17 protein-coding genes are annotated in these 22,823 nt (G+C 60.2%); 12 read left to right on the top strand and 5 right to left on the bottom strand.

Annotation, left to right across the window (positions count from 1 at the left end; translation table 11 throughout):
- Positions 1-138: 138 nt before the first annotated feature.
- The 3 genes from ACUZ9P_RS06435 to ACUZ9P_RS06425 form a co-directional block, all read right to left on the bottom strand.
- The gene (locus tag ACUZ9P_RS06435; protein WP_449249091.1) at positions 139-948 is read right to left on the bottom strand and encodes a DJ-1/PfpI family protein; all 810 of its coding nucleotides are present in this window, start codon (positions 946-948) and stop codon (positions 139-141) included.
- 275 nt (positions 949-1,223) lie between these two features.
- Positions 1,224-1,652 (bottom strand): hypothetical protein, encoded by a 429-nt coding sequence (locus tag ACUZ9P_RS06430; protein ID WP_449249090.1) that lies wholly within the window; start codon positions 1,650-1,652, stop codon positions 1,224-1,226.
- 160 nt (positions 1,653-1,812) lie between these two features.
- Positions 1,813-2,973: a LarC family nickel insertion protein gene (locus tag ACUZ9P_RS06425; protein WP_449249089.1), complete on the bottom strand. Its 1,161-nt coding sequence runs from the start codon at positions 2,971-2,973 to the stop codon at positions 1,813-1,815.
- A 142-nt stretch (positions 2,974-3,115) separates the two neighbouring features.
- On the opposite strand from ACUZ9P_RS06425, the gene ACUZ9P_RS06420 reads away from it, so the two are divergent.
- The 6 genes from ACUZ9P_RS06420 to ACUZ9P_RS06395 all read left to right on the top strand — a co-directional run bounded on the left by ACUZ9P_RS06420 (position 3,116) and on the right by ACUZ9P_RS06395 (position 10,015).
- Complete coding sequence (locus tag ACUZ9P_RS06420) at positions 3,116-3,766, top strand: CBS and ACT domain-containing protein (RefSeq protein WP_449249088.1); 651 nt, start codon at positions 3,116-3,118, stop codon at positions 3,764-3,766.
- Between the two features lie 257 nt (positions 3,767-4,023).
- The gene (locus ACUZ9P_RS06415) at positions 4,024-4,341 is read left to right on the top strand and encodes a TusE/DsrC/DsvC family sulfur relay protein (protein WP_022657697.1); all 318 of its coding nucleotides are present in this window, start codon (positions 4,024-4,026) and stop codon (positions 4,339-4,341) included.
- A 204-nt stretch (positions 4,342-4,545) separates the two neighbouring features.
- Complete coding sequence (locus tag ACUZ9P_RS06410) at positions 4,546-6,984, top strand: penicillin-binding protein 1A (RefSeq protein ID WP_298995001.1); 2,439 nt, start codon at positions 4,546-4,548, stop codon at positions 6,982-6,984.
- A gap of 182 nt (positions 6,985-7,166) precedes the next feature.
- Entirely contained in the window at positions 7,167-8,888 is a 1,722-nt protein-coding gene (gene ade, locus ACUZ9P_RS06405) for an adenine deaminase (protein WP_449249087.1), read from the top strand.
- A gap of 69 nt (positions 8,889-8,957) precedes the next feature.
- A complete protein-coding gene (locus ACUZ9P_RS06400) occupies positions 8,958-9,842 on the top strand; it encodes a tRNA (adenine-N1)-methyltransferase (protein ID WP_240823654.1) in 885 nt (294 codons plus the stop codon).
- Positions 9,839-10,015: a hypothetical protein gene (locus ACUZ9P_RS06395; protein WP_449249086.1), complete on the top strand. Its 177-nt coding sequence runs from the start codon at positions 9,839-9,841 to the stop codon at positions 10,013-10,015. Before ACUZ9P_RS06400 ends, ACUZ9P_RS06395 begins: the two co-directional genes overlap by 4 nt.
- Positions 10,016-10,067: 52 nt before the next feature.
- Here the strand turns inward: ACUZ9P_RS06395 and ACUZ9P_RS06390 are convergent, their stop codons facing one another.
- Both ACUZ9P_RS06390 and ACUZ9P_RS06385 read right to left on the bottom strand, forming a co-directional pair.
- A complete protein-coding gene (locus tag ACUZ9P_RS06390) occupies positions 10,068-11,264 on the bottom strand; it encodes an MFS transporter (protein WP_449249085.1) in 1,197 nt (398 codons plus the stop codon).
- A 164-nt stretch (positions 11,265-11,428) separates the two neighbouring features.
- Complete coding sequence (locus ACUZ9P_RS06385; protein WP_449249084.1) at positions 11,429-13,762, bottom strand: heavy metal translocating P-type ATPase; 2,334 nt, start codon at positions 13,760-13,762, stop codon at positions 11,429-11,431.
- Positions 13,763-13,842: 80 nt separating this feature from the next.
- Between ACUZ9P_RS06385 and ACUZ9P_RS06380 the strand changes: the two genes are divergently transcribed.
- The 6 genes from ACUZ9P_RS06380 (at position 13,843) to ACUZ9P_RS06355 (ending at position 22,823) form a co-directional block, all read left to right on the top strand.
- Positions 13,843-14,040 (top strand): heavy-metal-associated domain-containing protein, encoded by a 198-nt coding sequence (locus ACUZ9P_RS06380; RefSeq protein ID WP_449249083.1) that lies wholly within the window; start codon positions 13,843-13,845, stop codon positions 14,038-14,040.
- A 299-nt stretch (positions 14,041-14,339) separates the two neighbouring features.
- Complete coding sequence (locus tag ACUZ9P_RS06375; protein ID WP_449249082.1) at positions 14,340-15,905, top strand: M99 family carboxypeptidase catalytic domain-containing protein; 1,566 nt, start codon at positions 14,340-14,342, stop codon at positions 15,903-15,905.
- Positions 15,906-15,912: 7 nt separating this feature from the next.
- Complete coding sequence (locus ACUZ9P_RS06370) at positions 15,913-16,908, top strand: NAD(P)H-dependent glycerol-3-phosphate dehydrogenase (protein WP_449249081.1); 996 nt, start codon at positions 15,913-15,915, stop codon at positions 16,906-16,908.
- 770 nt (positions 16,909-17,678) lie between these two features.
- Positions 17,679-21,392 (top strand): complex I subunit 5 family protein, encoded by a 3,714-nt coding sequence (locus ACUZ9P_RS06365; RefSeq protein ID WP_449249080.1) that lies wholly within the window; start codon positions 17,679-17,681, stop codon positions 21,390-21,392.
- Entirely contained in the window at positions 21,392-22,363 is a 972-nt protein-coding gene (locus ACUZ9P_RS06360; protein ID WP_192112241.1) for a respiratory chain complex I subunit 1 family protein, read from the top strand. The genes ACUZ9P_RS06365 and ACUZ9P_RS06360 overlap by 1 nt, the downstream gene beginning before the upstream one ends.
- Before the next feature lie 25 nt (positions 22,364-22,388).
- Positions 22,389-22,823 carry an NADH-quinone oxidoreductase subunit B family protein gene (locus ACUZ9P_RS06355; protein WP_034604940.1) on the top strand — a complete coding sequence of 145 codons (435 nt, stop codon included), beginning with the start codon at positions 22,389-22,391 and terminating at the stop codon, positions 22,821-22,823.

Below are 22,823 nucleotides of genomic sequence, written 5' to 3'. Positions count from 1 at the left end.
AGACTGCCCCTGACTGAAAACAGCAGCGCCCGCATATGCGGGCGCTGCTGTTTTTTTATGATGTGCACACCTGTAGCGGCGTGTTGTGCAATCAGGCTGCCACAAGCCCTGCCTGCGGCACGCTCCAATCAGGCCATATTACTCTGCTAGCCCAGCCTTTGCGGCAAAAGGATCCCAGGAAGGGTCACGGTGGGGCTCGTACTCCGTCACAAGCGCCACCCAGTCGCTCAGCGGCTGACCGAACAGGCGGGCTATGACCGCAATGGTCATGTCCATACCGGCAGAAACTCCCGACGACGTCACAACAGAACCGCCGTCAACCCAACGGGCTTTGGCGACCCATCGCACCTTGGGCCCCGGGGCAATGGAAGCCTTGAACGCCATCTTGTTGGTGGTGGCGAGTCTGCCGTCCAACAGCCCTGCGGCGGCAAGCAGCGAAGCCCCGTTGCACACAGACATGACGAGCTTGGTGTTTTTGGCCTGCGCCCGTATCCAGCTCAGGGTTGCTTTGTCCTGCAACAAGGGGATGACGCCTATGCCGCCAGGGACAAGCAGATAGTCCAGCGCAGGGGCGTCAGCATAGCTGTACTCCGCCAGTGTTTTTGGCCCCTGATTGGAAGCCACCGCCCCCTTCTGCGCTGCCACAGTCACGAGCCTGATGTCCACACGGTCTGATTCTTCTCCCCAAAACCTGGTAGGGGCGTTTTTGAGGCTGCCCCACATTTCCATGGGGCCGTAGGCATCCAGCATTTCAAATCCGGGGAAGAGCAAAACGCCAAGTGTCAGATGTCTTGAGGCAGGCTTGGGAACGGCATCATACATATCGCCATTTTCCACCTGAACGGATGTTTGCCCGGCTTGCGCCTGTACTCCAATGGGCCAGAACGTTGCAAGCAGCGCCAGCAAAAGGGCCAAAAGTTGCAGACGGCGCTGAATATTCTGGTGCATACACATCTCCTTGTTTTCCGGGTAATGGAACACCCCGGCGTTGAAGTTATGCACGCATCCTAGGGCATGGCAGCGGCTGGCAACAATGACAATAAAAATGATCTTTCTGCCAACGCTAACAGCATGCATGTCCATGCGGAAAAGGAGTGTCGGACGCGCACCAGAAGACGGGAGCGCAAACCAAACAAAAAAGCCCTCCGAAGCGGAAGGCTTTTATCATAATCGGGCGGCGTGCAGAGCGCACGGCCCCTTATCAGCGGGGGAGCACCCCGGAACTAATTGCGCACGTCGTCGTCATTGTCGGCAGGGCGCGCAGCGGGGCGCTGCCCCTTCTGGGAGTCGCGCTGCTGCATGTCGCGCGGGGGACGGCGGTCATCGCGCGGGCGGCCCATCTCGTCGCCACGGGAGCTGCGGCGGTCGCCCTTGTCGTTGTCGTAGCGGGGCTTGCCCATTTTTTCGCCCTGTGCGCTGCGGTTGTCGTGGCGTCCGTCCATGCGCCCATTGGGGTGGTTCTTGCTGTCCTTGCGGTCATCATGTCGCCCGCCACGATCAGCGTCCTGACGCCCGTCACGGTCGCCCTTCTGTTTGTAGCCTTGCGGGGCATCTCCATTCTGGCCCGCCTGCACGGCAGGGGTGCCCACAAAAAGCAGGCCCACGGCAAGGGCGCTCAGCGCCAACGGTTTCAACACATATTTCATACGCATAAAGTTCCTCCTTGGGTGGGCATTTCGCCCATTGCCTCCTTACGCCAGCTCGAGCCTGTGCGCAAGATGGCAGCCATGTTATGGAACTTTATGTTAAAAAGCCGTTAGCGCGCCAACCCGCAGGATACAAGGAGCAGAACTTGCACCGCAAAAAGGCCCATCAATTTTTGGCGCACGCATTGCGCAGGGCCGGGACGCCCACGCCGCTAAGCCGGGCTGCGGCCTTGAGCGCGTCTGCCTCGGGGCGCACATACGTTTGCCCTTCAATAGAATACTCCTTGGCGGCAAAAGATTGCCCCGCCATGTCCACTGAAACGGCGCGACGCGGCGCAACCACGCGATCAAGCGTCTGTTCGCGCAGACCCAGCGTATGGGTGTGGCGCAACACGGCATTTTCCACACAATCTCTCTGCCCGGGCAGGCACAGCACACGCAGCAATCCGGCTGGGCGGTTCTTCTTGCCCACACCCGGCAGCCACAGCACGTCAAGAACCTCCGGCATGGCGGAGAGCGCCTCCAGCGCCATACCCAGGTCTTCGCCGTTGAGGTGATCAATATGGCTCTCGAACTGCATAACCTTCTCGCGCCCGCCAAGCACATGGTCAGCGCCGCCTGCGCCGTCTTCCACAAGCCACGCCCGCAGGCCCATGGGCGCGGGGCGGGAGCCGTAGCCTGTGCCAAGCGCAAGGGGCACACCCTCCGGGCCGGGAACAAACTGGTCTACCAGGGTGTGCACCAGGGCTGCGCCCGTGGGCGTAACAAGCTCCTCGCGCGCATCTGTGGCAAAAACCGGCTTACCGCGCATAAGGTGGGCCGTTGCGGGCGCTGGCAGCGGGATGCGCCCGTGGGCGCACTCAACGATTCCGGTAAACCACGGCAGCGGCGAGGCGCATATCCGGCTCACGCCCAAGGCCTCCACGGCATAGGCCGCGCCCAGAATATCCACAAGGGTATCGATGGCCCCCACCTCGTGAAAGTGCACCTCAGCCGGGGCAATCTGGTGCGCGTGCGCCTCGGCCTCGGTCAGCGCGTTCAGGGCTGCCAGCGCGCGGCTGCGCACACCGGGCGAAACGTCAACCCTTTCAAATATGGCGGCGATATCCGCCGGATGCCGCAGTGGCTGCCCCTCGGCATTCCAGCTTACGGCAACCATTTGCCCCGGCCCGCCGGTCCGTGTTTCGCCCCTGGCGTCAATGCGGCAATCCACGCCAGCGCGGGCCAGAACAGCAGCCAGCGGGGCATAATCCACCCCAAGGTGCGCAAGGGCCGCAAGGGTCATATCCCCGCTGATGCCGCCAGAGCAATCAAGATATAAAAGCATATCGGCCCCTTCCAAATGTGTCTGCGCGCGCAAACTGAGCACGCGCACTTGTGCAGCCTCGGCACATTGGTGTATAAAAGGATCGTGCGGGTCGCTGCGACCACGCCGTTATAACCTGAAACATATCCCCCCGGAGGGAAGCATGCCTGTACAGAATTGGATGACCACCGATGTTGTCAGCGTTGGCCCCGATACATCGCTGCTCAAAGTGGGCAAGCTCATGAAGGATCACCACATCCGCCGCATCCCGGTTGTTGATGAAAACGGTCAGGTCGTTGGCATTATTTCTGACCGCGACGTGCGCGACGCCTCCCCCTCCAAGGCCACCACGCTCGACATGTACGAAATGCACTATCTGCTGGCCGAGCTGAAGGCCAAAAACATTATGACGGCCAAGCCCATCACCGTCAAACCGACCGACACTGTCGAGCAGGCAGCCCTGATCATGCTGGACAACAAGGTTGGCGGCTTGCCCGTGGTGGACGACAGCAGCAAGCTTGTGGGCATCATTTCCGACCACGATGTTTTCAAGGCTCTGGTCGACATCACCGGCGCACGCATGGGCGGCTTGCAATTTGCCATAGAATTGCCCGACCAGCCCGGCACGGCGCGCCCCCTGTTTGACCTGCTGCGCGCGCACAATGCCCGTTTGCTCTCGGTGCTGACCGTCTCCAATGCCGATGGCAATCGCCACCTGTTCATCCGTGTGCGCGACCTTGAAAATTCCAAGGCCGAGCAGGAGCTTATGGACGGAGTAGGCAAGCTCGGCAAAGTGCTCTATTGCCAGCACTAAATCCCTACAATTTAATCATATTTATCCTATGACATCTGAATTACTCAACAAAAGCCGCAACAAAAAAAGTGGGGCAAGAGCAAAAAAGATGCACAGGACTTGCCATCAAAAATTATTTGTGTCATAAGGACTCTCGTTGTGATTGCGGTATGCTTTCGCGCCCAACGGAGGAATTCGGCCGGAAATATCCGGTTGTGCAACGCCTGGGCGTCCGCCCCGGCGAGGTTGAGCAATAGCTGTCCAAGGAGGACACACGCATGGCTGAGATCACCTATAAAGGTAAAAGCTTTGAAGTTGACGAAGACGGTTTCCTTCTGCGTTTTGACGACTGGTGCCCCGAATGGATGGACTATGTGAAGGAATCCGAAGGCATCTCTGAGATCAATGCTGATCACCAGAAGATCCTTGACTTCCTGCAGGACTACTACAAGAAGAACGGCATCGCCCCCATGGTCCGTATTCTTTCCAAGAACACCGGCTACAAGCTGAAGGAAGTGTACGAACTCTTCCCCTCCGGCCCCGGCAAAGGCGCCTGCAAAATGGCCGGCCTGCCCAAGCCCACTGGCTGCGTGTAGTCCAGCCGCAACATTTTGGAAAAAAGCGGAAGGGAAACCTTCCGCTTTTTTTTGCCCACACCGCCCTGCACGGGCATGCGCCGCCCATACCGTGCGGCGCGCCCGCCGGGGCTTGCCTTTCTGGCAACATTTCATATCTTCTCATCAGCCCGCGCTACTCTCCCCTCCCTTTACGCCGGGCCAAAAAAACGGTATCGCCCTGCCATGAAAATTCGTCTGTCCCTGAAAAAATGCGCCCTCTGGTTTATGGGCATCGTTATAGTCTGCGGCCTTCTGGGCGGCGGTGCGGTGACCATGCTTTTTTACTGGGCCTCGCGCGACCTGCCCGACCTGAACCGTATCGCCGAGTACAAGCAGCCGCAGGCTACTGTCGTTCTGGCGCGCGACGGTTCAACCCTTGGTACCCTCTATCACGAAAAGCGCTTTGTCATTGGACTCAAGGACATGTCGCGCTATCTGCCCATGTCTTTTCTGGCTGCGGAAGACGACGCGTTCTACAGGCACATGGGTATTGACCCCGTAGCCATCGCGCGCGCCGCCATCAACAACTTCCGCAAGGGGCGTCAGGGCGAGGGCGGCAGCACCATTACACAGCAGCTCATCAAGCAATTGCTGCTCACATCCGAGCGCAGCTATACCCGCAAGATGAAAGAGGCCATTCTGGCCTATCAGCTTGAAAGAAACTTCACCAAGGATCAGATCCTTACCATATATCTGAACCAGATATACCTCGGTGAACACGCCTTTGGCGTGGAGTCGGCTGCACGTACCTATTTTGGCAAGCACGCCTCTGACATCACCCTGGCCGAAAGCGCCGTCATCGCCGGCCTGCCCAAGGCCCCCAGTTCTTACAATCCCTTCCGCAGGCCGGAAGAAGCCAAGAACCGGCAGATGTACGTGCTGGGCCGTCTGCGCGACCTCAAATGGATCACCCAGGCCGAGTATGATCAGGCCGTGGCTGAACCGCTGGTCTACTGGAGCATGCCCGAGGGCATGGGCGGTGCGGCGCAGTGGTATCTTGAAGAAGCCCGCCGCCTGCTGGTGGAATTTTTTACGGAATCCAACCTCCGCGCTCTGGGGGTGGAAACCACCAAGTACGGTGCGGATTACGTGTATGAAGCGGGCCTGACCGTGCAAACCGCCATGGATCCTGCACATCAGACCGCGGCTGGCGCGGCCTTGCGCCGTGGGCTGGAAGATCTGGATAAACGCCAGGGCTGGCGCGGCCCTGTGGAGCAGCTTGATTCTGCCAAACAAAAAGAATTTCTGGCGAAGAACCAGTTTTCTCCCCTTGATCTCGCTGGCGGCGACTGGGTGAAAGCCCTTGTGACCGCCGTGGACACCAAGGAAGTCAAAGTGGCTCTGGGCCAGGGCTATACGGGTATTGTGCCGGTTTCGGCCATGTCCTGGGCGCGCAAGCCCAACCCCAAGGTTGCGGCTGCCAACGCGCCAGCCATCAAAGACCCCCGACAGGTGGTGGCGGTTGGCGATGTGATATGGGTTTCCGCCGAAGAAATCACGGTTACGGAAACCAATGCCAAGGGTCGTAAAGAGCAGAAAACCATTCCTTTTGATTCCTCTGCGGTCAAAAAGAATACCCCCATCCATCTGCGCTTGCAGCAAGACCCGCTGGTGCAGGGGGCCATTGCCTCCGTGGAACCGCAGAGCGGCGACGTTGTGGCCCTTATCGGCGGCTACCAGTTTGGCGACAGCCACTTTAACCGCGCAACCCAGGCACGCCGTCAGCCCGGCTCCAGCTTCAAGCCCGTGGTCTATTCCACGGCCATGGACTTTGGCTTTACGCCCGCCTCCACGGTGCTGGACGCCCCCTTTGTGTATGTGAACCCTTACACCAATGAAGTGTGGCGGCCCTCAAACTACGAGCATAACTACAAGGGCGAATTGCCCCTGCACACGGCTCTGGCCCTTTCGCGCAATACCTGCACCGTGCGCGTGGCACAGCAGGTCGGCATAGCCAATGTGGTGCAGCGCGCCAAGGCTCTGGGGCTTGAACCGCACTTTCCGCAGGAGCTGGCCATCAGCCTCGGCGCTGTGGCCGTGTCGCCGCTTAACCTTACCCAGGCCTACGCAGCCTTTGCCAACCAGGGGTTGGGGGTGCGCCCGCGCATCATCACCTCCATCAGCGACCCGCAGGGCCGGGTGCTCTACAGGCAGGAAGTGGAACACTGGCAGGCCGTCAGCCCACAGAACGCCTATATTATGGACACCCTGCTCAAGGAAGTTGTCAATTCCGGCACGGGCGGACGCGCCAAGATCGAAGGGCGCATCATAGCGGGTAAAACCGGCACCACCAACGATGAACGCGATGCGTGGTTCATGGGTTTTTCGCCCTATCTCGTGACCGGCGTCTACGTGGGCTACGATCAGGTGCAAAGCCTTGGCCGTCTTGAGCAGGGCGGGCGCACTGCCGCCCCCATCTTCCGCTACTACCGCAGTGAAGTAGAAGACCGGTATCCCAAGGACGACTTTGTAATGCCCGAGGGCATTGTGATGGCCGATGGCCTGGCCTTCAAGGCCGACCAGCCCATGCAGGGCGCATCAGCCACCTCCCCCACCACAGCCGATGGGACGGCAGTGGATACCTCGGAAGGCGGCGAAGACCTGATGCGCCAGATGTTCTAAGCGCAGAACTCAGAAGCCAGACATTTAAAGCCACCGTCACACACGGGAATTGCATCAGCTAGAAAGGCGATGCAATTCCCGTGTGTGACGCGGCGCAGACAAAACAACCCGGCAAAAGCCGAAATTTCCATCCTGCAAACGCCCCGGCGTGGTGCAGCCTGCCCTGCTGGGCGGAGACCGCCATGAAGCACCGCATCAACATGGCCGCCGGAAGCGAACCGGCGGATATACTCATCACAAACGCCAGAGTTGTTGATGTTTTTTCCGGTCTGGTGCGGCAGGATTCCGTAGCCATCGGAGACGGCGTTTTTCTGGGGTTCGGCCAGCGCGAAGCCCGCGAAGTGGTGGATGCCCAGGGGGCCTATCTGCTGCCCGGTTTCATCGATGCCCACATTCATCTGGAATCCAGCATGGTCACTCCGGCGCGCTTTGCCGAAATGGCCCTGCCCCACGGCACCACATCCGTGGTGGCCGACCCGCACGAACTGGCAAACGTATGCGGCGCCGCGGCCTTGCGCTTCTTGCTTGCCAGCGCCCAAACCCTGCCCCTGAGCATCTTTCTGGCCCTGCCTTCATGCGTTCCGGCCACGCCTTTTGAAGACAGCGGCGCTGTGCTGCAAGCCAAAGACCTGGCACCCTTCATGGACGACCCGCACGTTGCCTCGCTGGGCGAGATGATGAACTACCCCGGCGTGCTCAGCGGCGACCCGGAAGTGCTGGAAAAACTGGCCCTGAGCCGTTCGCGGCGCAAGCCCGTTGACGGACATGCCCCGGCCCTGCTGGGCAGGGAACTCGACGCCTACCTGTGCACGGGCATTGCCAATACGCACGAATGCACTACGGCTGAAGAATTTCACCAGAACCTCATGCGCGGTTGCCGCATCTTTTTGCGTGACGGCTCCGCAGCGCGCAACCTGCCTGCGCTGGCCCCGCTGGTCACGCCCGGCAACTGCCACCGCTGCGCCTTCTGCTGCGACGACCGCCACGCCTCCGAGCTGCTGACGGCGGGCCATATGGATGAAGTGCTGCGCAAGGCCGTGGCTCTGGGCATGGATCCCGTCACCGCCGTACGCCTGTGCACCCTCAACGCCGCCGAGGCCGAGGGGCTGCAAGGCAAGGGCGCCATTGCCCCCGGCTATGACGCCGACTGTGTGCTGGTTGACGATCTGGCGTCCTTCAATGTGCGCATGACCTTTGCGGGCGGGAGGCAGATCGCCGCTGAAGGCCGCATACTCACCTTGCTGGCAGATCCGCCACTGAACGACCTGACCAATACGGTGCGGCTTGCTCCCCTGCCGGATGATGTGTTTGCGCTGCCCCTGCCATCGGGCCGTGCGCGGGTAATCCGTCTGCACCCCGGCTCGCTGGTGACGGATGCCGAAGAGCACGATGTCTCCTGCACCAATGGACTTTTTGACGCCCGCCAGACCGATGGCCTGTGCAAGCTGGCCGTTGTGGAACGCCACAAGGCCACGGGCAAGGTGGGCGTGGGCATCCTGGCTGGATACGGCCTGCGCAACGCGGCAGTGGCAACCTCTGTCAGCCACGACTCGCACAATATTGTGGTCTGCGGCGATAACGATGCAGACATGCTGGCCGCCGTGCGCCGCGTGGCTGCCATGGGCGGCGGCATCGCCGTTGCAAGCGAGGGCCGGATTCTGGAGGAGCTGCCCCTGCCCGTGGCCGGGCTGATGACCCACGAAGCCCCGGAAACCGTTGTACGCGCGCTGGATGCCATCCACGGTCTGCTGCACGGGCACGGAATTCCGGCCAATGTGGCTCCGCTCATGGCTCTGAGCTTCATGGCCCTGCCCGTGATTCCCTCACTCAAGCTGACCGCGCGCGGTCTTTTTTCCGTTGCCGACTGGCGCTTTGTTTCGGTAGACGCGGCAGCGCGGCACTGAGGCATTTTTTTCTGACACCTGAGGGAAGCGCCCCTTGCGCGGCCCTGAAGCAGCTAATAAAGGAACCTCATGATTCCCTTCGGTACGCTTGTCGTCTATGTAACCCCCAAGGGCCGCCGCTATGTCAAACGCCTCGTTGAAGGCCAGGACTGGCACAGCAACGATGGCACCCTTGTTTCCGCCGATGTGGCGCAGGCCGATCTTGGCTCTGTGGTCTACACCAACCAGAATGTGCCCATTCAGGTGATGGAAGCCACCCTGTATGACCGACTCAAGGGCCTCAAGCGTCAGACGCAGATTATCTACCCCAAGGATATCGCCTATATCTGCCTGCGCCTCGGTGCCGGGCCTGGCCGTACCATCATTGAGGCGGGCTGCGGTTCCGGCGGCCTGACCACGGGGCTTTCGTGGTTTTGCGGCCCTACCGGACACGTGGTGAGCCACGAGGCCCGCGAGGAATTCATGAAGCTGGCGCGCCGCAACCTTGAGTGGGCGGGCGTAGGCGAAAATGTGGAGCTGCACAACCGCGATGTGGCCGAAGGCTTTGCCGTAACTGGCGCGGACGCGCTGTTCCTTGATGTGCGCACTCCCTGGGAATACCTCGACCACGCCCTGGCCGCTGTGCGCCCCGGTGCAAGCTTCGGCTTTTTGCTGCCCACGGTGGATCAGGTGAGCAAGCTGCTGCTGGGCCTTGAGCGTGGCCCCTTTGCCGATGTGGAAGTGTGCGAGATTCTTATTCGCCGCTGGAAGCCCGTGGCTGACCGCCTGCGCCCCGAAGACCGCATGACAGCCCACACGGGTTTTCTGGTTTTTGCCCGCCAGCAGAATCGCAGCGCGGATTTTGATTCGCGCAAGCCCATGGGCACGCGTGAGCGCAAGCAGGAAGCCGCCCGTCAGGCCCGCCTTGGCCTGACTGACGAAGCCCCTGAAGCTCTTGAAGGCGATATGGAATGAATCCCTGGGTAGCGCTCATTGCAGCGGGCTTGTGCGAGATCGGCTGGCCCCTCGGACTCAGGGCAGCACACCTAACACCCTCCGGGCAAGAGTCGACCATTTTCTTCAGGCACGCACTGGGCGTTGCCATGATTATCGGCGGCGTTGTTGTGCTGAAAGCAATGACGCCCTGATCCCGCACGTAGTGCATATAATGAAGGCCCGCCAATTGGCGGGCCTTCGTTTTTACTCTTCCCGGCATTGCCACTTGATGGAGCGCCCCCACAAAAGCAGGAGCAGCACGCACACGCTGCAAAGCGCCAGAGCCGGAGCAAAGCCGCCCAAGTATTCGCGCACCACGCCCAGCAGCAGAATCAGGCCCACATTCACGCAGTTGGCAAGCATGGACATGAAGCCAATGCCTGTTGCCGTATGGCTGGCCCCAGCGGCCTCAATGGTCAGGGTAAAAACCGAGGCATAGGTGCCGCCGCAGCACACGGCCAGTGCAAAGGCGCAGGCCAGCAGCATCCATGTGCTGCCCGCCAGAGCCAGAAGCAGATAAAAAAGCCCGATGCCGAGCACAAGACCCACAAGCAGTTTCTGCTTGGGCAAGGCGCGGCCAAGTTCGCCGCCAGCAATCCGCGCCATTGTACCCGCCAACAGCACAAGGCTTGTAGGCAATGCCCAGGCTTCTGCGCCACTGCTGCCTGCAACGGCCCCAGAACTGGCACTGTCTGCCAGCATCATGGAAAGCCAGTTGCCCAGAGCCGTGATGGTGCCGAAAGAAAATCCGTGGCAGCAGCCGATAAACCACAGCCGCCTGTTGCGCGCCACCTGCCCCAGCACGCGCAGCACATTGCCCGCAGAGCTTGGTTTTGTTCCGGTTTCGCGGCGCAGCGGCGCAAGGGGCGGGCACAGGAGCGAAGCCAGCAAGGCCACGGACATAAGGCCACCCAGAATATAGGCCGCCGCCCAGCCGTTTTCGCCAAAATATGGGAGCACGATAAAGGGAACCATTGTTCCCAGGCTGAATGCCGCGCCCTGCAAGCCTTGCGCCCGGCTCATGAAGGCCGGGGGGCACAGGGTCTTGACGGCGGAAACCATTGAAAGAAACAGCAAGCCCGTAGCCAGCCCGATGAGCATGCGCATACACACGGCCAGAACCATGCTATGCGGCAGGAGCAATGGCACAAAGCCGCCAACGGCGCACAAAAGAGCTGAGAGAGCCAGTGTGCGCAGTGTGCCGAGCCTGTCCACCACAAGGCCCGCAGGGACCTGCACCAGCGTGTGCGCCCAAAAGGGCGCGCTGAGAAAAACACCAAGCCCTGCGTAATTGAGGCTGAAAAGACTCCTGAACTGCTCCGCCACGGCAGATACGTTCAGAAACATAAAGCCCATGCCCAGGCAGCCCAGAGCAGGAAGCCAGTAATAAACGGGAACCATGCAGCGTCCTTGCCGCGAAACAGGTGCAGGCGGGTTTTGCCCGCAGTCAAACAGCTATTTCAGGCGGTAACAGTTCTAAAAAAAAGGTTGCGCCCCAATGGAACGCAACCGTGTGGATGTATACTTCTGGACGCTGATCCGCAATGTCTGAAACAGGCACCCGGCTAGCGTATGATTTTGAAAAAACGCAACCTCAGGGCGTTGGTAACTACAGAAACGGAAGACAGCGCCATGGCCGTGCCCGCCAGCATGGGCGAAAGCATGGGGCCTCCAAAAGCATGCAGCAGCCCTGCCGCCACAGGCAGGCCGAGCACGTTGTAGCCAAAGGCCCAAAAAAGATTCTGGCGGATGTTGCGCATGGTCGCGCGCGAGAGCGCCAGAGCCGTGAGCACGGCCTCCATACCGTCCCGCATGAGCACGATATCGCCCGCCTCGGCGCTCACGTCCACGCCAGTTCCCACTGCCATGCCCACATTGGCGGCAGCCAGGGCAGGGGCATCATTGATGCCGTCGCCTACCATGCCCACCACGTGACCTTCATCCTGCATCCGCCGCACATAGGCGGCCTTGTCCGCGGGCAACAGCCCAGCGGCAATTTCCTCCACGCCAGCCAGCGCCGCCACGGCTTTTGCTGTGCGCTCATTGTCGCCCGTCAACATGACCACGCGCACGCCCATGCCGCGCAGGGCCGCCACCACAGAGGCGGATTCGGGGCGCAAGGCGTCCGCAAGGGCCAGAATACCCGCAAGGCTTGTGCTGCCATTGTTTTCAAGAGCCAGCAGCAAGGGCGTCTGCCCGGCCTCGGCCAACAGAGCCAGCCTTTGCTGCGCTTGTTCCGACACGGAGAGCCCACGCTCAGTCATGAATGTTCTGTTGCCCACGGCAAGGCCGTAGTCCACGCCATCCAGCTTCACCCGGCCCGAAATACCCATGCCGGGCGCTACCTGCACATCATCCACCGGGAGGGATGCCAGATTGCGCTCCCTGGCCGCCCCCACAAGGGCCAAAGCCAGAGGATGCTCGGAACGCGCCTCCAGCGAGGCGGCCATGCTCAGCAGCCTATTTTCGTCCATACCCGCAGGAGCACTCAGCAGGGTCACGCCTGTCAGCACGGGTTTGCCCGTGGTGAGGGTGCCTGTTTTGTCCACGGCCAGCACGCTGATGTGCCCGGCCTGCTCCAGAGCAGCGCCGTTCTTGATCAGCACGCCAAGCTGCGCGCCCCGCCCCGTGCCCACCATGATGGACATGGGCGTGGCAAGGCCCATGGCGCAGGGGCAGGCCATGACCAGCACAGCCACAAAAATCGTCAGCGGCGTTGTAATGGGTTCAGAGCTGAACACAAGCCATGCAAGGGCCGCCACAAGGGCAATGACCATAACGGCGGGCACAAAATAAAAACTTACCCTGTCGGCCAGCCGGGCGATGGGAGCCTTGCTTCCCTGAGCCTCGCGCACCAGTTTTATGATGCGGGCAAGGCGGGTGTTGCCGCCCACAGCGTCAGCCACAAAAGTCAGCGAACCTTCGCCGTTTACACTGCCCGCCGCCAGCTTGTCCCCCGGCCCGATGGGCACCGGGATGGATTCGCCTGTGAGCAGCGACAGATCAACAGCGCTTTTGCCGGTCAGCACGGTGCCGTCAACGGGCACGCGCCCCCCAGGACGCAGCAGCAGATGATCTCCCACTCGCACCTGGGCCAAAGGCATTTCTTCCGGCGCTGCGGCGGCATCGGCAGGGTTGAGCCGCAAAGCGGTTTCCGGCGTCAGGCTCATGAGCGCGCCCATGGCGTCACCGGCGCGCCGCTTGGCAACGGCCTCCAGATACTGCCCGAATTCAATCATGGTCAGCAGTACGGCGCAGGATTCATAATACAGGTTCATGGCGCGTGTCATAGGTTCGCTGCCGGCAAGCCCCAGCAGGGTGTTGCCAAGGCTGAACAAAAAGGCCGCGCCCGTGCCCACGGCCACAAGGCTATCCATGGCCGGGGCCTTGCGCAGGAGGGCCTTGATGCCGTCCACATAGAAGTGGCGGCCCAGCCACACCACGGGCAAGGTGAGTACAAGCTGCGCCAGCATGAAGGCGCGTGGCGAAAGGTGCGGATCAAGCGCCTGCGGCAATGGCAGGCCGAGCATGTGGCCCATGGAGATAACCAGCAGAGGTGCGGCAAACGCAACCATGGGCAGCAGACGGCGCAAACGGGCCTGAATGTCTGCCGCAGCTCTGGCTTTGCCTTCTTCAAATTGGCGGGGGGCGTCATCATCCGCAGCGGGAGCCGCGCTGAACCCAAGGGTGGCCACGCGCTCCATTATCCTTTGCTGCAAGTCGCTGTCCTGCCCATCGCCGGGCCACACTTCCGCACTGGCGGCAGCAAGGTTCACGCTGATTTTTTCCACCCCTTCCATACGTCCCACTACCCGCTCAATGCGCGAGGAGCAGGCAGCGCAGTGCATGCCGCTGATGTCAAAACGCAAAGGGCAGGCTTTATCCGTAGTTATGCTCATGGGTTCTCCACTTGTCATTCCGTATGGCGGCGAGTAAGCTGTAGATGAAAATGAAAACTCTTTCCTGCATGGAGGATATGATGAAAACCCTGAAAGTCAATGGCATGCGTTGCGGCCACTGCAAGGCCGCTGTAGAAGAAGCTGCGACAAAAATATCTGGCGTTGCCAATCCCCAGGTCAACCTTGAGGATAAAGAGCTGCGCTTTGAAGAAACAGGGCCAGTAGATATGCAGGCCCTAAAAACCGCCATCAGCAACATTGGTTTTGACCCGGAATAAGCGTATGAATCTGTGATAGCCATCACAGAGCTGCACCTTTCGCGGCGCGCTGCCCGATTGCTGGTTTTCAGACCAGGCACGGCAGCGCGCCTTTGCTTCATGCTGCCGCCTATGACATTTTGTGCAGACGCCGCGCAGGCACGGCCGCACAAAATTCCTTATGACATCACGTTGCCAGTTGCCTCAGCCTTGCCCGTTCAGACCCCGTTCATCTTGCCGTTTTCTGCCGAATAGCGTACTTCTTGGCAGGCAAATACGGTCACTGATCCTCTGCACCTTCAGCGCGAAACACCACAGGCATGCAAACACAAACCACACGCATCATCAGCATATTTTGCGGCGGAAAGAGCCGTTTTCAAACCCTTCTGTTCTTTTTCCTGTGCTGTTTTTTTGTGGCTGCTCCGTCAGTGGCGGCACCCGGCAACTTTACGCTGGACTTTACAACCGTCCGATTGGGCGACGAAGCGCCGGAACTGACGCAGGCCATCCCCGCAATTGTGCGCACTGACGACAGTGGTGCTGCAAACGCCGATACTAATGCCACCGCGCAAATGGCGGCTCCGGCTTCGGCAGTGGTGCTGGTGGTTGGCGGCATTCAGGGTGACGAACCGGGCGGATTTTCTGCCGCGACCCTGCTGACCACGCACTACACCATCCGCAAGGGCGTATTGTGGGTGGTGCCGAATCTCAATTTTCCCAGCATTATCAAGAGGTCGCGCGGGCTGCACGGCGACATGAACCGCAAGTTTGCCAAACTTGACGACCGCGACCCCGAATTTGGCACTGTACGCCGCATTCAGGAGCTCATAAGCCACCCCCGCGTGGCGCTGGTGCTCAACCTGCACGATGGCAGCGGGTATTACCGCCCCTCCTTTGAGGACAAGCTGCGCAACCCCAACCGCTGGGGGCAGTCTGTGATCATTGACCAGGAAGCGCTTGACGGCGTGTTCATGGGGGATTTGGGCGCCGAGGCCCGGCAGGCCGCAGAATCAGCCAACAGCAAGCTGCTCTCCCCGCAACATGCCCTGCACGTGCATAATACCAAAACCGCCGAAGGCGATCACGAGATGGACAGAAGCCTTTCCTATTACGCCGTGCGGCAGGGAAAGGCAGCCTTTGGGCTGGAAGCCAGCAAGGAATTTCCTGTTGAAGTACGGGCATATTACCATCTGCTGATGGTGGAATCGTTCCTTGCGCAGGCTGGAGTGGAATTTACGCGCGGCTTTGCGCTTACGCCCGAGGGAGTGCGCGACGCCCTGCTGGACAAGCTGGACGTTACTTTTGCAGAAAACAAAGTCTTTTTGCCGCTGGAAGACGTGCGCCCGGCCATCAATCTGCTGCCGCTTTCCAAGGATGCTCCCGCGCAGGCCGTCACATCCAAGCCCATCATGGCAGTGCTGCCCTGCGCCAAGGGCGAGGAAGGCCAGTACTGCGTGCACTATGGCAACCGCATGATCACGCTTATCCGCCCTGACTGGCGCGAAATGGATCACAGCATAACGGGCATGCGGGTGCTGGTGGACGGGCGGGAGACCGAGGCCCCCTTCGGGCAGGTGCTGGAAGTGACAAAAAGCCTGCTCGTACAGCCAGCGGAAGGCTACCGCGTCAACGCCATTGGTTATGACAGCGGCCGCAAGGACGAAAGCGGCGAGGTCATGACCCTCAAGGATTTTCAAACACGCTTTTCCGTTGACCGCCAGGGCAGGCTGTATCGCGTTGAAGTGTACAAAGATCAGCGCTTCAGTGGCATGTTTCTGGTGCGTTTTGGTTCAGGCAGCAACCGACTGACAAGCAACGACGCTCCGTCCATTCCAAAGGACAGACTGCCCGACAAACCGGGGCAGGAATCAAATCTGGGGTTCTGAACCGACCATGTCCAATCCTGAAATCTGCGTTGCTGGCGGCGGAAGCTGGGGCACAGCCCTGGCCCACCTGCTGGCAACAAACGGCTACAAGACCAGCCTCTGGCTGCGCGATGCCGCAGTGGCCGAGGCTGTGTGCAAGCGCCACGAAAACCCGCGCTACCTGCCGGGCTTTGCCCTGCATCCCAACCTTGGCGCAACCACTGACCCTGCTGTCATGGGCCGGGAAATCGTTGTGCTGGCAGTTCCCTGCCAACAGTTGCGGGGCTGGCTTGCCGCCAACGCCTCCTTTTTTCGCAAAAACGTGGTGCTGGTAAACGCCGCCAAGGGCATTGAAACCGCAAACCTCGCCACGTGCGCGGAGGTGACGGAGCAGAGCCTTGGGCATCTTGCACCCCGCTACGCGGCGCTTTCCGGGCCGTCATTTGCGGCGGACGTTCTGCGCGGTCTGCCCACGGCTGTGGTTCTGGCTACGTCGGACGAAGCCCTGGGGCACCTGCTGCGACAGATATTTTCCGGCAACTCCTTTCGCTGCTACTCCAGCACCGATGTGATGGGCGTTGAAATGGGCGGCGCGGTCAAAAATGTCATGGCCATAGCTGCTGGCGTTTGCGACGGCCTCGGCCTTGGGCACAACAGCCGCGCGGCGCTCATTACCCGTGGGCTTGCAGAAATGAGCCGGCTGGGTGTTGCCCGCGGGGCGCAGCCGCATACCTTCATGGGGCTTTCCGGCCTTGGCGACCTCACCCTCACCTGCACTGGCGACCTTTCGCGTAATCGTCAGGTAGGCCTGCGGCTTGGGCGCGGTGAAAAGCTTGAACATATCACGACCAGCCTTGGCATGGTGGCCGAAGGTGTTAAAACCACAGCCGCCATTCACGAGCTTGCCCGCAGGCTTGAAGTTGACGCGCCTCTTACAGACGCTGTGTACAGCATCCTGTATGAAGACAGCGACCCTCAAGAGGTGCTGCATAATCTTATGTCCCGCCGCCTGCGTGACGAATAGCGCAGTACACTCCACATCAGCATTGCACCATTCCATATAACATGCATTTTGCAGTGCAAAATGCTGTTTTCCTTTTCTCTGATGCAGCAAGTTCTGGAGCTTTTCGGCAGCCGCAAGCCCGGCCCGAAGAGCGCTGCTTTTGCCCGCTCTACCCCCCCCTTTTTTCCTCTTCAGAAAATTTTTTTCTTTTTTTTCACGGGTTCAAAATTTTATTTCACATTTCTTGTGCTGCGCACACACTGGTAAAATAAATCACAAAAAAGGTGACTGCGCGCAATGGAATTGTTATCAATTTCGGCGCAATTTTAACACGTTTTTAAAATTTGTATTACTTCATTTTTTGCGCGATCACCCCCTTTTAACGATAGTTCAAAAAATCACATTTTAACGTGGCGTTGTCATTGAATTTCACAACGTTGCACAATGCATTAGCGCTTTTTTGCACAATTTGTTTGTGTAACCAATTAAATCAAGACTAACATACCGATTTCACAGCCTCTCAAAATCGCGCAAATAGCAAACCGTTTATTGCTCCCACCCTCACATTACCCATTTTGATACCATTTTTTGCAATCTACCTGTTCTTCTTGGAAGAGTTGTTGCTTGCAACGGTTTGCAAAGTGGGCTAAGCCAAAAAAACTTTTTAAGATCATTTTTTCACGACATGGTATTGTGGTGATACCACGATGCCATTTAGGAAGTGCGGCCCGGACTTGACCGGGTTGATCCGCCGGGTACATCCGAGAGACCCGCAAACCACGGGGCAAACTATGACGGAATCACTGTTTTCGGCAGGCGGCTTTCTTGTGCCGCTTCTCGTGGGCATGGCCCTTATGCTGTATGGCGCGGCGCAGTCCGTGCGACAGCGCAACAATCCCCGCAGCCTGATCCTATGGGGTTCGCTGCATGATGCAGGCATTTTCTGCCTGGGTCTTGGAGCAAGCGGCGGCATCAACAGTACGGGCCTGTGGCTTTTTGTGCTGTTCCAGGCAGCCGCACGGCTGCTAGCCTGGACCGCCCTTTCACGGCTGACCCCCCCGGCGCTCAACGCACCGGTGCAGCTGCAGGATTTGCGCGCCACGGGCAAACGTCAACCCTGGACAGCAGCCTGCTTCGGCCTTGGCATGCTGGCTGCGGTGGGCGGTTCGCCCTTCCTGGTGCCTGAAGCCCGCATGTTCATCAGTTCTGGCATTCTGGACAGCATGCCCGGCGCCATGGCGGCGCTCCTGTGCATGGCCCTCGCCACCACAGTTCTAATCTGGCTGCATGTGGAAGCAGTACGCATTGCCGTGCTGGACACCACAGGCGAAGAAACCCCGGCTTCATGGGCAGCGCCTTCCGGCAATGTCGTTGTGATGCTGGGCCTCGCGGTAGTTGTGGCGCTGCTGGGCCTGTTCAGAGGCCCCATCACCGAACTGTTCGCTTCTTCCTACAATGTGGCAGTTCCGCATTCGGCAACGCACCCGGCATATTGGTGTTATTACGCCGGTGCGTTCCTGACCGGCATCGCATTCCTGGCAAAGTTCGACCGCGCGCCCCTGGTGGGCGTGGCCTTTTCCGCCCTAGCGCTGGCGACCACCATCGCCACCCCGGCGGGCCCCACGGCCAAACTCTTCCTGGTTATGATCGCCGTTGTGGGTCTGGTGGTCAGCATATACTCGCTGAGCTACATCCACGAACGCCAGGGCCGCTACTGGTTCTTCCTGCTGCTGACATTCGCATCGCTGGCGGGCATTGTTTCCGCCGCCGACTCGGCGAGCATGTACGGCTACTGGGAACTCATGACCTTCGCCTCCTACTTTCTGGTGGTACATGAGAACAACCGTAGCGCCTACAATGCTGGCCTCAAATATTATGTGATGTGCGCGGGCGGTGCGCTGTTCATGCTGCCCGGCCTTCTGCTGCTGGGCGATCCTTCGCTTTCGTTCGGGCTGATGCAGGGCGCGTTTGTGCTCTGCCTGGCTGGCTTTGGCGTGAAGATGGGTCTTGTGCCCCTGCACTCCTGGCTGCCTGACGCCCACCCCGCCGCGCCTTCCTCGGTGTCTGGTCCCCTTTCGGGTATCATCACCAAGATGGGCGTGTTCGGCATAGTGGCAGTGCTGCTCATGCGGCCCATGATCATGGGCATGCCCGGCCTGTTCGGCCTTTCCTGGCTGGGCACCGGCCTTGTGGCCATGGGCGCGGCAACCCTGATCTTTGGCGAGATCATGGCTCTGCGCCAGGACGACATCAAACGCATGCTGGCCTATTCGACCCTCGGGCAGATTGGTGAAATCGCTCTGGTGCTCGGCGTAGGCACGTGGCTTTCGACCACTGGCGCGCTGTGGCACATGCTCAACCACGCCATCATGAAAGACCTGCTCTTCCTTGGAGCCGGCGCTCTCATCATGCGCGCGGGCAGCCGCAAGCTTGCAGATCTGCGCGGCCTTGGCCGCCAGATGCCCGTGACCGTTGCCTGCATGGGCATCGGCCTTGTGAGCATCATGGGCCTGCCGCCTTTTGGCGCTTTCTACAGCAAGTTCCTGATGATTCAGGCGGCCACCACCGCCGGGCACATCTGGCTGGCGGCCCTGATTCTGGGCGGCTCGCTGGTGGGCCTGATCTACTACACGCGCATTCTGAAAACCCTTGTGTTCGAAGAACGCCCCGCCGACCTGCCCGCCGTGACCGAAGCGCCGCGCAGCATGCAGATCGGCCTGATCATTCTGGCGGGCATTTGCGTCATCATGGGTCTTGCCCCGCAGCTCGCCATGAACCTTGTGGTGCCGGTGGCCTCCATGTGCTTTACGCCCAACCTCAACGACCCCGATGTGCTCCTGGCCATGAATGTGTCCTGGCCCATCTTCGTGGTTGTTCCCGTGTTTGGCGCCGTGCTGCCCGCCCTGTTCTACCGTGACCGCAAAAAGGCCGGATGGGCCAGCGTGGGCGTGATGCTGTTTACCGCGCTGCTGGTCATCCTGTTTGGCCGCGATCTGGATACGCTTTCCTTCTGCTTTGCCCTGCTGGTTCCTGTGCTTGGCGCGGTCAACATGGCCTACGCCCTCGGCTACATGGAACACAGCCACCGCCAGTGGCGCTTCTACTGCGCCTTTACCGCCATGTGCGGCGGCCTGGTCGGCATGGCCGCCAGCCAGTACATGCTGAGCTTCTTCCTGTTCTGGGAAATCATGAGCTCGTGGACGCTGTATCTGGCCATTGCCCATGAGGGCGACAAAGACTCGCTCCGCGAGGCCTTCAAGTACTTTATCTTCAACGTGTTCGGCGCGGGCTTCATCTTCCTGGGCCTGTGCGTTGTGGGGCCGTTAACGCCTTTCAACGCCACACTGCTCACGGGTGCCGCACCCTACATTCCCCACGGCGCGGCATGGCTCGGCATGGCACTGCTGGCTGCCGGTTTTCTGATGAAGGCGGCCCAGCTGCCCTTCCGCATTGACTGGCAGATGCACCCGGCCCTGGCCCCCACGCCTGTTTCCGGCTACATCTCGTCCGTGCTGCTTAAGAGTGCCATCCTCGGCCTCATCAAGCTGTTCATGCTCATGGGCGGCGGCTTTATGCTGGCTGGCGTGCTGGGCGGCATGGAGCAGAACATCATCAGCACCGTTGCCATGTGGATCGGCGGCATCACCATCATCATGGCTGCCGTGCAGGCCCTGCGAACCAACGTCATCAAGCTTGTGTTCATCTATTCCACGGTGAGCCAGCTTGGGTACATGGTGCTGGCGGTTGCCGCTGGCGGCGCGCTGGGTTACGCGGGCGGCATGCTGCACGTGATCAACCACGTGTTCTTCAAAGACCTGCTGTTCCTTGTGTGCGGCGCAGTCATGTTTGCCACCCACAGGGAAACGCTGGAAGACCTTGGCGGCATTGGCCGCCAGATGCCCTTTACCCTTGCCATGTTCGCCATTGCCGGGCTTTCGGTTGTGGGCGTGCCGCCCACCAGCGGATTCTCGTCCAAATGGCTTATCTACCATGCCCTCATGGAAGCGGGCCAGCCCTTCCTGGCGCTGCTCTCCCTGATCGGCAGCGTGCTGACCATGGCCTACATCGCCAAGTTCATGCATGCGGCATTCCTGGGCCAGCCCTCGCCCAACCTGCACGATGTGCATGAGGCCCCGCTGATCATGCGCGTGCCCATGGGCATTCTGGCTGCCGGTTGCGTGCTCACGGGCGTGTTCCCCGGCCTGGCTCTTGGGCCCATCAACAACGTGTTGGCTGAATACGGCTTTATGCCGCTCAATGTGGGCCTGTCCGGCGTGCTTTCCGGCCCCGGCGCATGGAACGCCACAGGCATGTTCGTCATGATGGTTCTTGCATTTGCTGGCGGACGCTGGTTCGTGCTGCGCTTTACCCGCCTGCGCGAAATTGACGTCCATACCTGCGGTCTGCCGGTCGAAACGTCCACCAGCCGCATGAAGCCCTCCAGCATTTTCGGGGAAATCCTCGGCCTTATGGGCGGCAATAAGCCCGCCAAGGAGAACCGCTGATGAGCGACACCCTGCTTGCCATACTGCACATGTGCATCTTCCCCGGCGGGGCCTTTGCCCTGCTGGTGGCCATGTTCTTCAAAGGGCTTGACCGCCGGGTCGAAGCGCGGCTGCAACGCCGCGTCGGCCCCCCGCTGATCCAGCCCTGGCTCGACATAGCCAAGCTGCTGACCAAGGAAACCCTTATCCCCAAAACCGCCTGCCGCTCGGCCTTTTTGATGGCCCCGGTGTTCGGTTTCACGGGTATGGCCGTGTGCGCGGCCTTCATACCGATCCCCGGCGTGTTCAACGGCCTGTTCAACATGGGCGACCTGCTGGTGATCTTCTACCTGCTGCCCATCCCGGCCATGGCCATCATGCTGGGCGGCTCCGCCTCCAGTTCGCCATACGGCGCTGTGGGCTTCTCGCGCGAAATGATGCTGATGCTGGCCTATGAAACGCCGCTGCTCATGATTCTGCTCTCTGTCGCCATGCTTACGGGCAAGGTGCTGAGCGGCGGTGCCTGGGGCGCGGAATTCTCGCTGCTCAAGATCGTCGCCATGCAGCAGCAGGTGGGTTCCTTCGGGTTCAACCCGACCATGATCCCCGCATTGCTGGCCTATCTGATCTTCCTGCCCGGCACCATGGGCGTTGTGCCCTTTGATATCCCCGAGGCGGAAACTGAACTGATTGAAGGCCCGCTGCTGGAATACGGCGGTCCCCTGCTGGCCCTGTTCCAGATCACGTCCGCGCTCAAGACCTTTGTAGTTTTGGGTCTGGGGGTTGCGCTTTTCTTCCCCGGCACCATATCTGACATATGGCTGGTGAATCTGGTCTGGTTTCTGCTCAAGTGCCTTGGCCTCATGCTGGTTTCGCTCACGCTGGTCAAGTCGGCCACAGGGCGCTTCCGCATTGACCAGGCCTTCCGTTTCTACATAACTGTGCCCACGGCGCTTGCGCTGTGCAGCCTTATACTGGTCTGGGTGATGTAAGGAGGCCGACGTGTCGCTGGATAACATGCTTAAAAAACTCTCCGTGCGGTCGCCGTGGCTTTTCCGCATCAACGCTGGCTCGTGCAACGGTTGCGACGTGGAACTGGCAACCACGGCCTGTATTCCGCGCTATGACGTGGAACGCCTGGGTTGCCGCTATTGCGGCAGCCCCCGCCATGCCGACATTGTGCTTGTAACAGGCCCTCTGACCACCAGGGTGCGCGACCGCGTGCTTAAAGTGTGGAACGAAATTCCCGAACCCAAGGTCACTGTGGCGGTGGGCATCTGCCCCATCTCGGGTGGCGTGTTCCGCGAAGGCTATTCCATTGAAGGCCCGCTGGACCGTTACATCCCGGTAGACGTCAACGTGCCCGGTTGCCCGCCTCGCCCGCAGGCCATTCTTGAGGCTGTAGTGCTGGCGCGTTCCATCTGGCTGAAAAAACTGGGCGTGGAGGAGTGA

It is taken from the genome of Desulfovibrio intestinivivus (genome assembly GCF_053570665.1).
The sequence above is the reverse complement of the archived record's forward strand: the minus strand, read 5'-3'. Positions and strand labels throughout refer to the sequence as shown.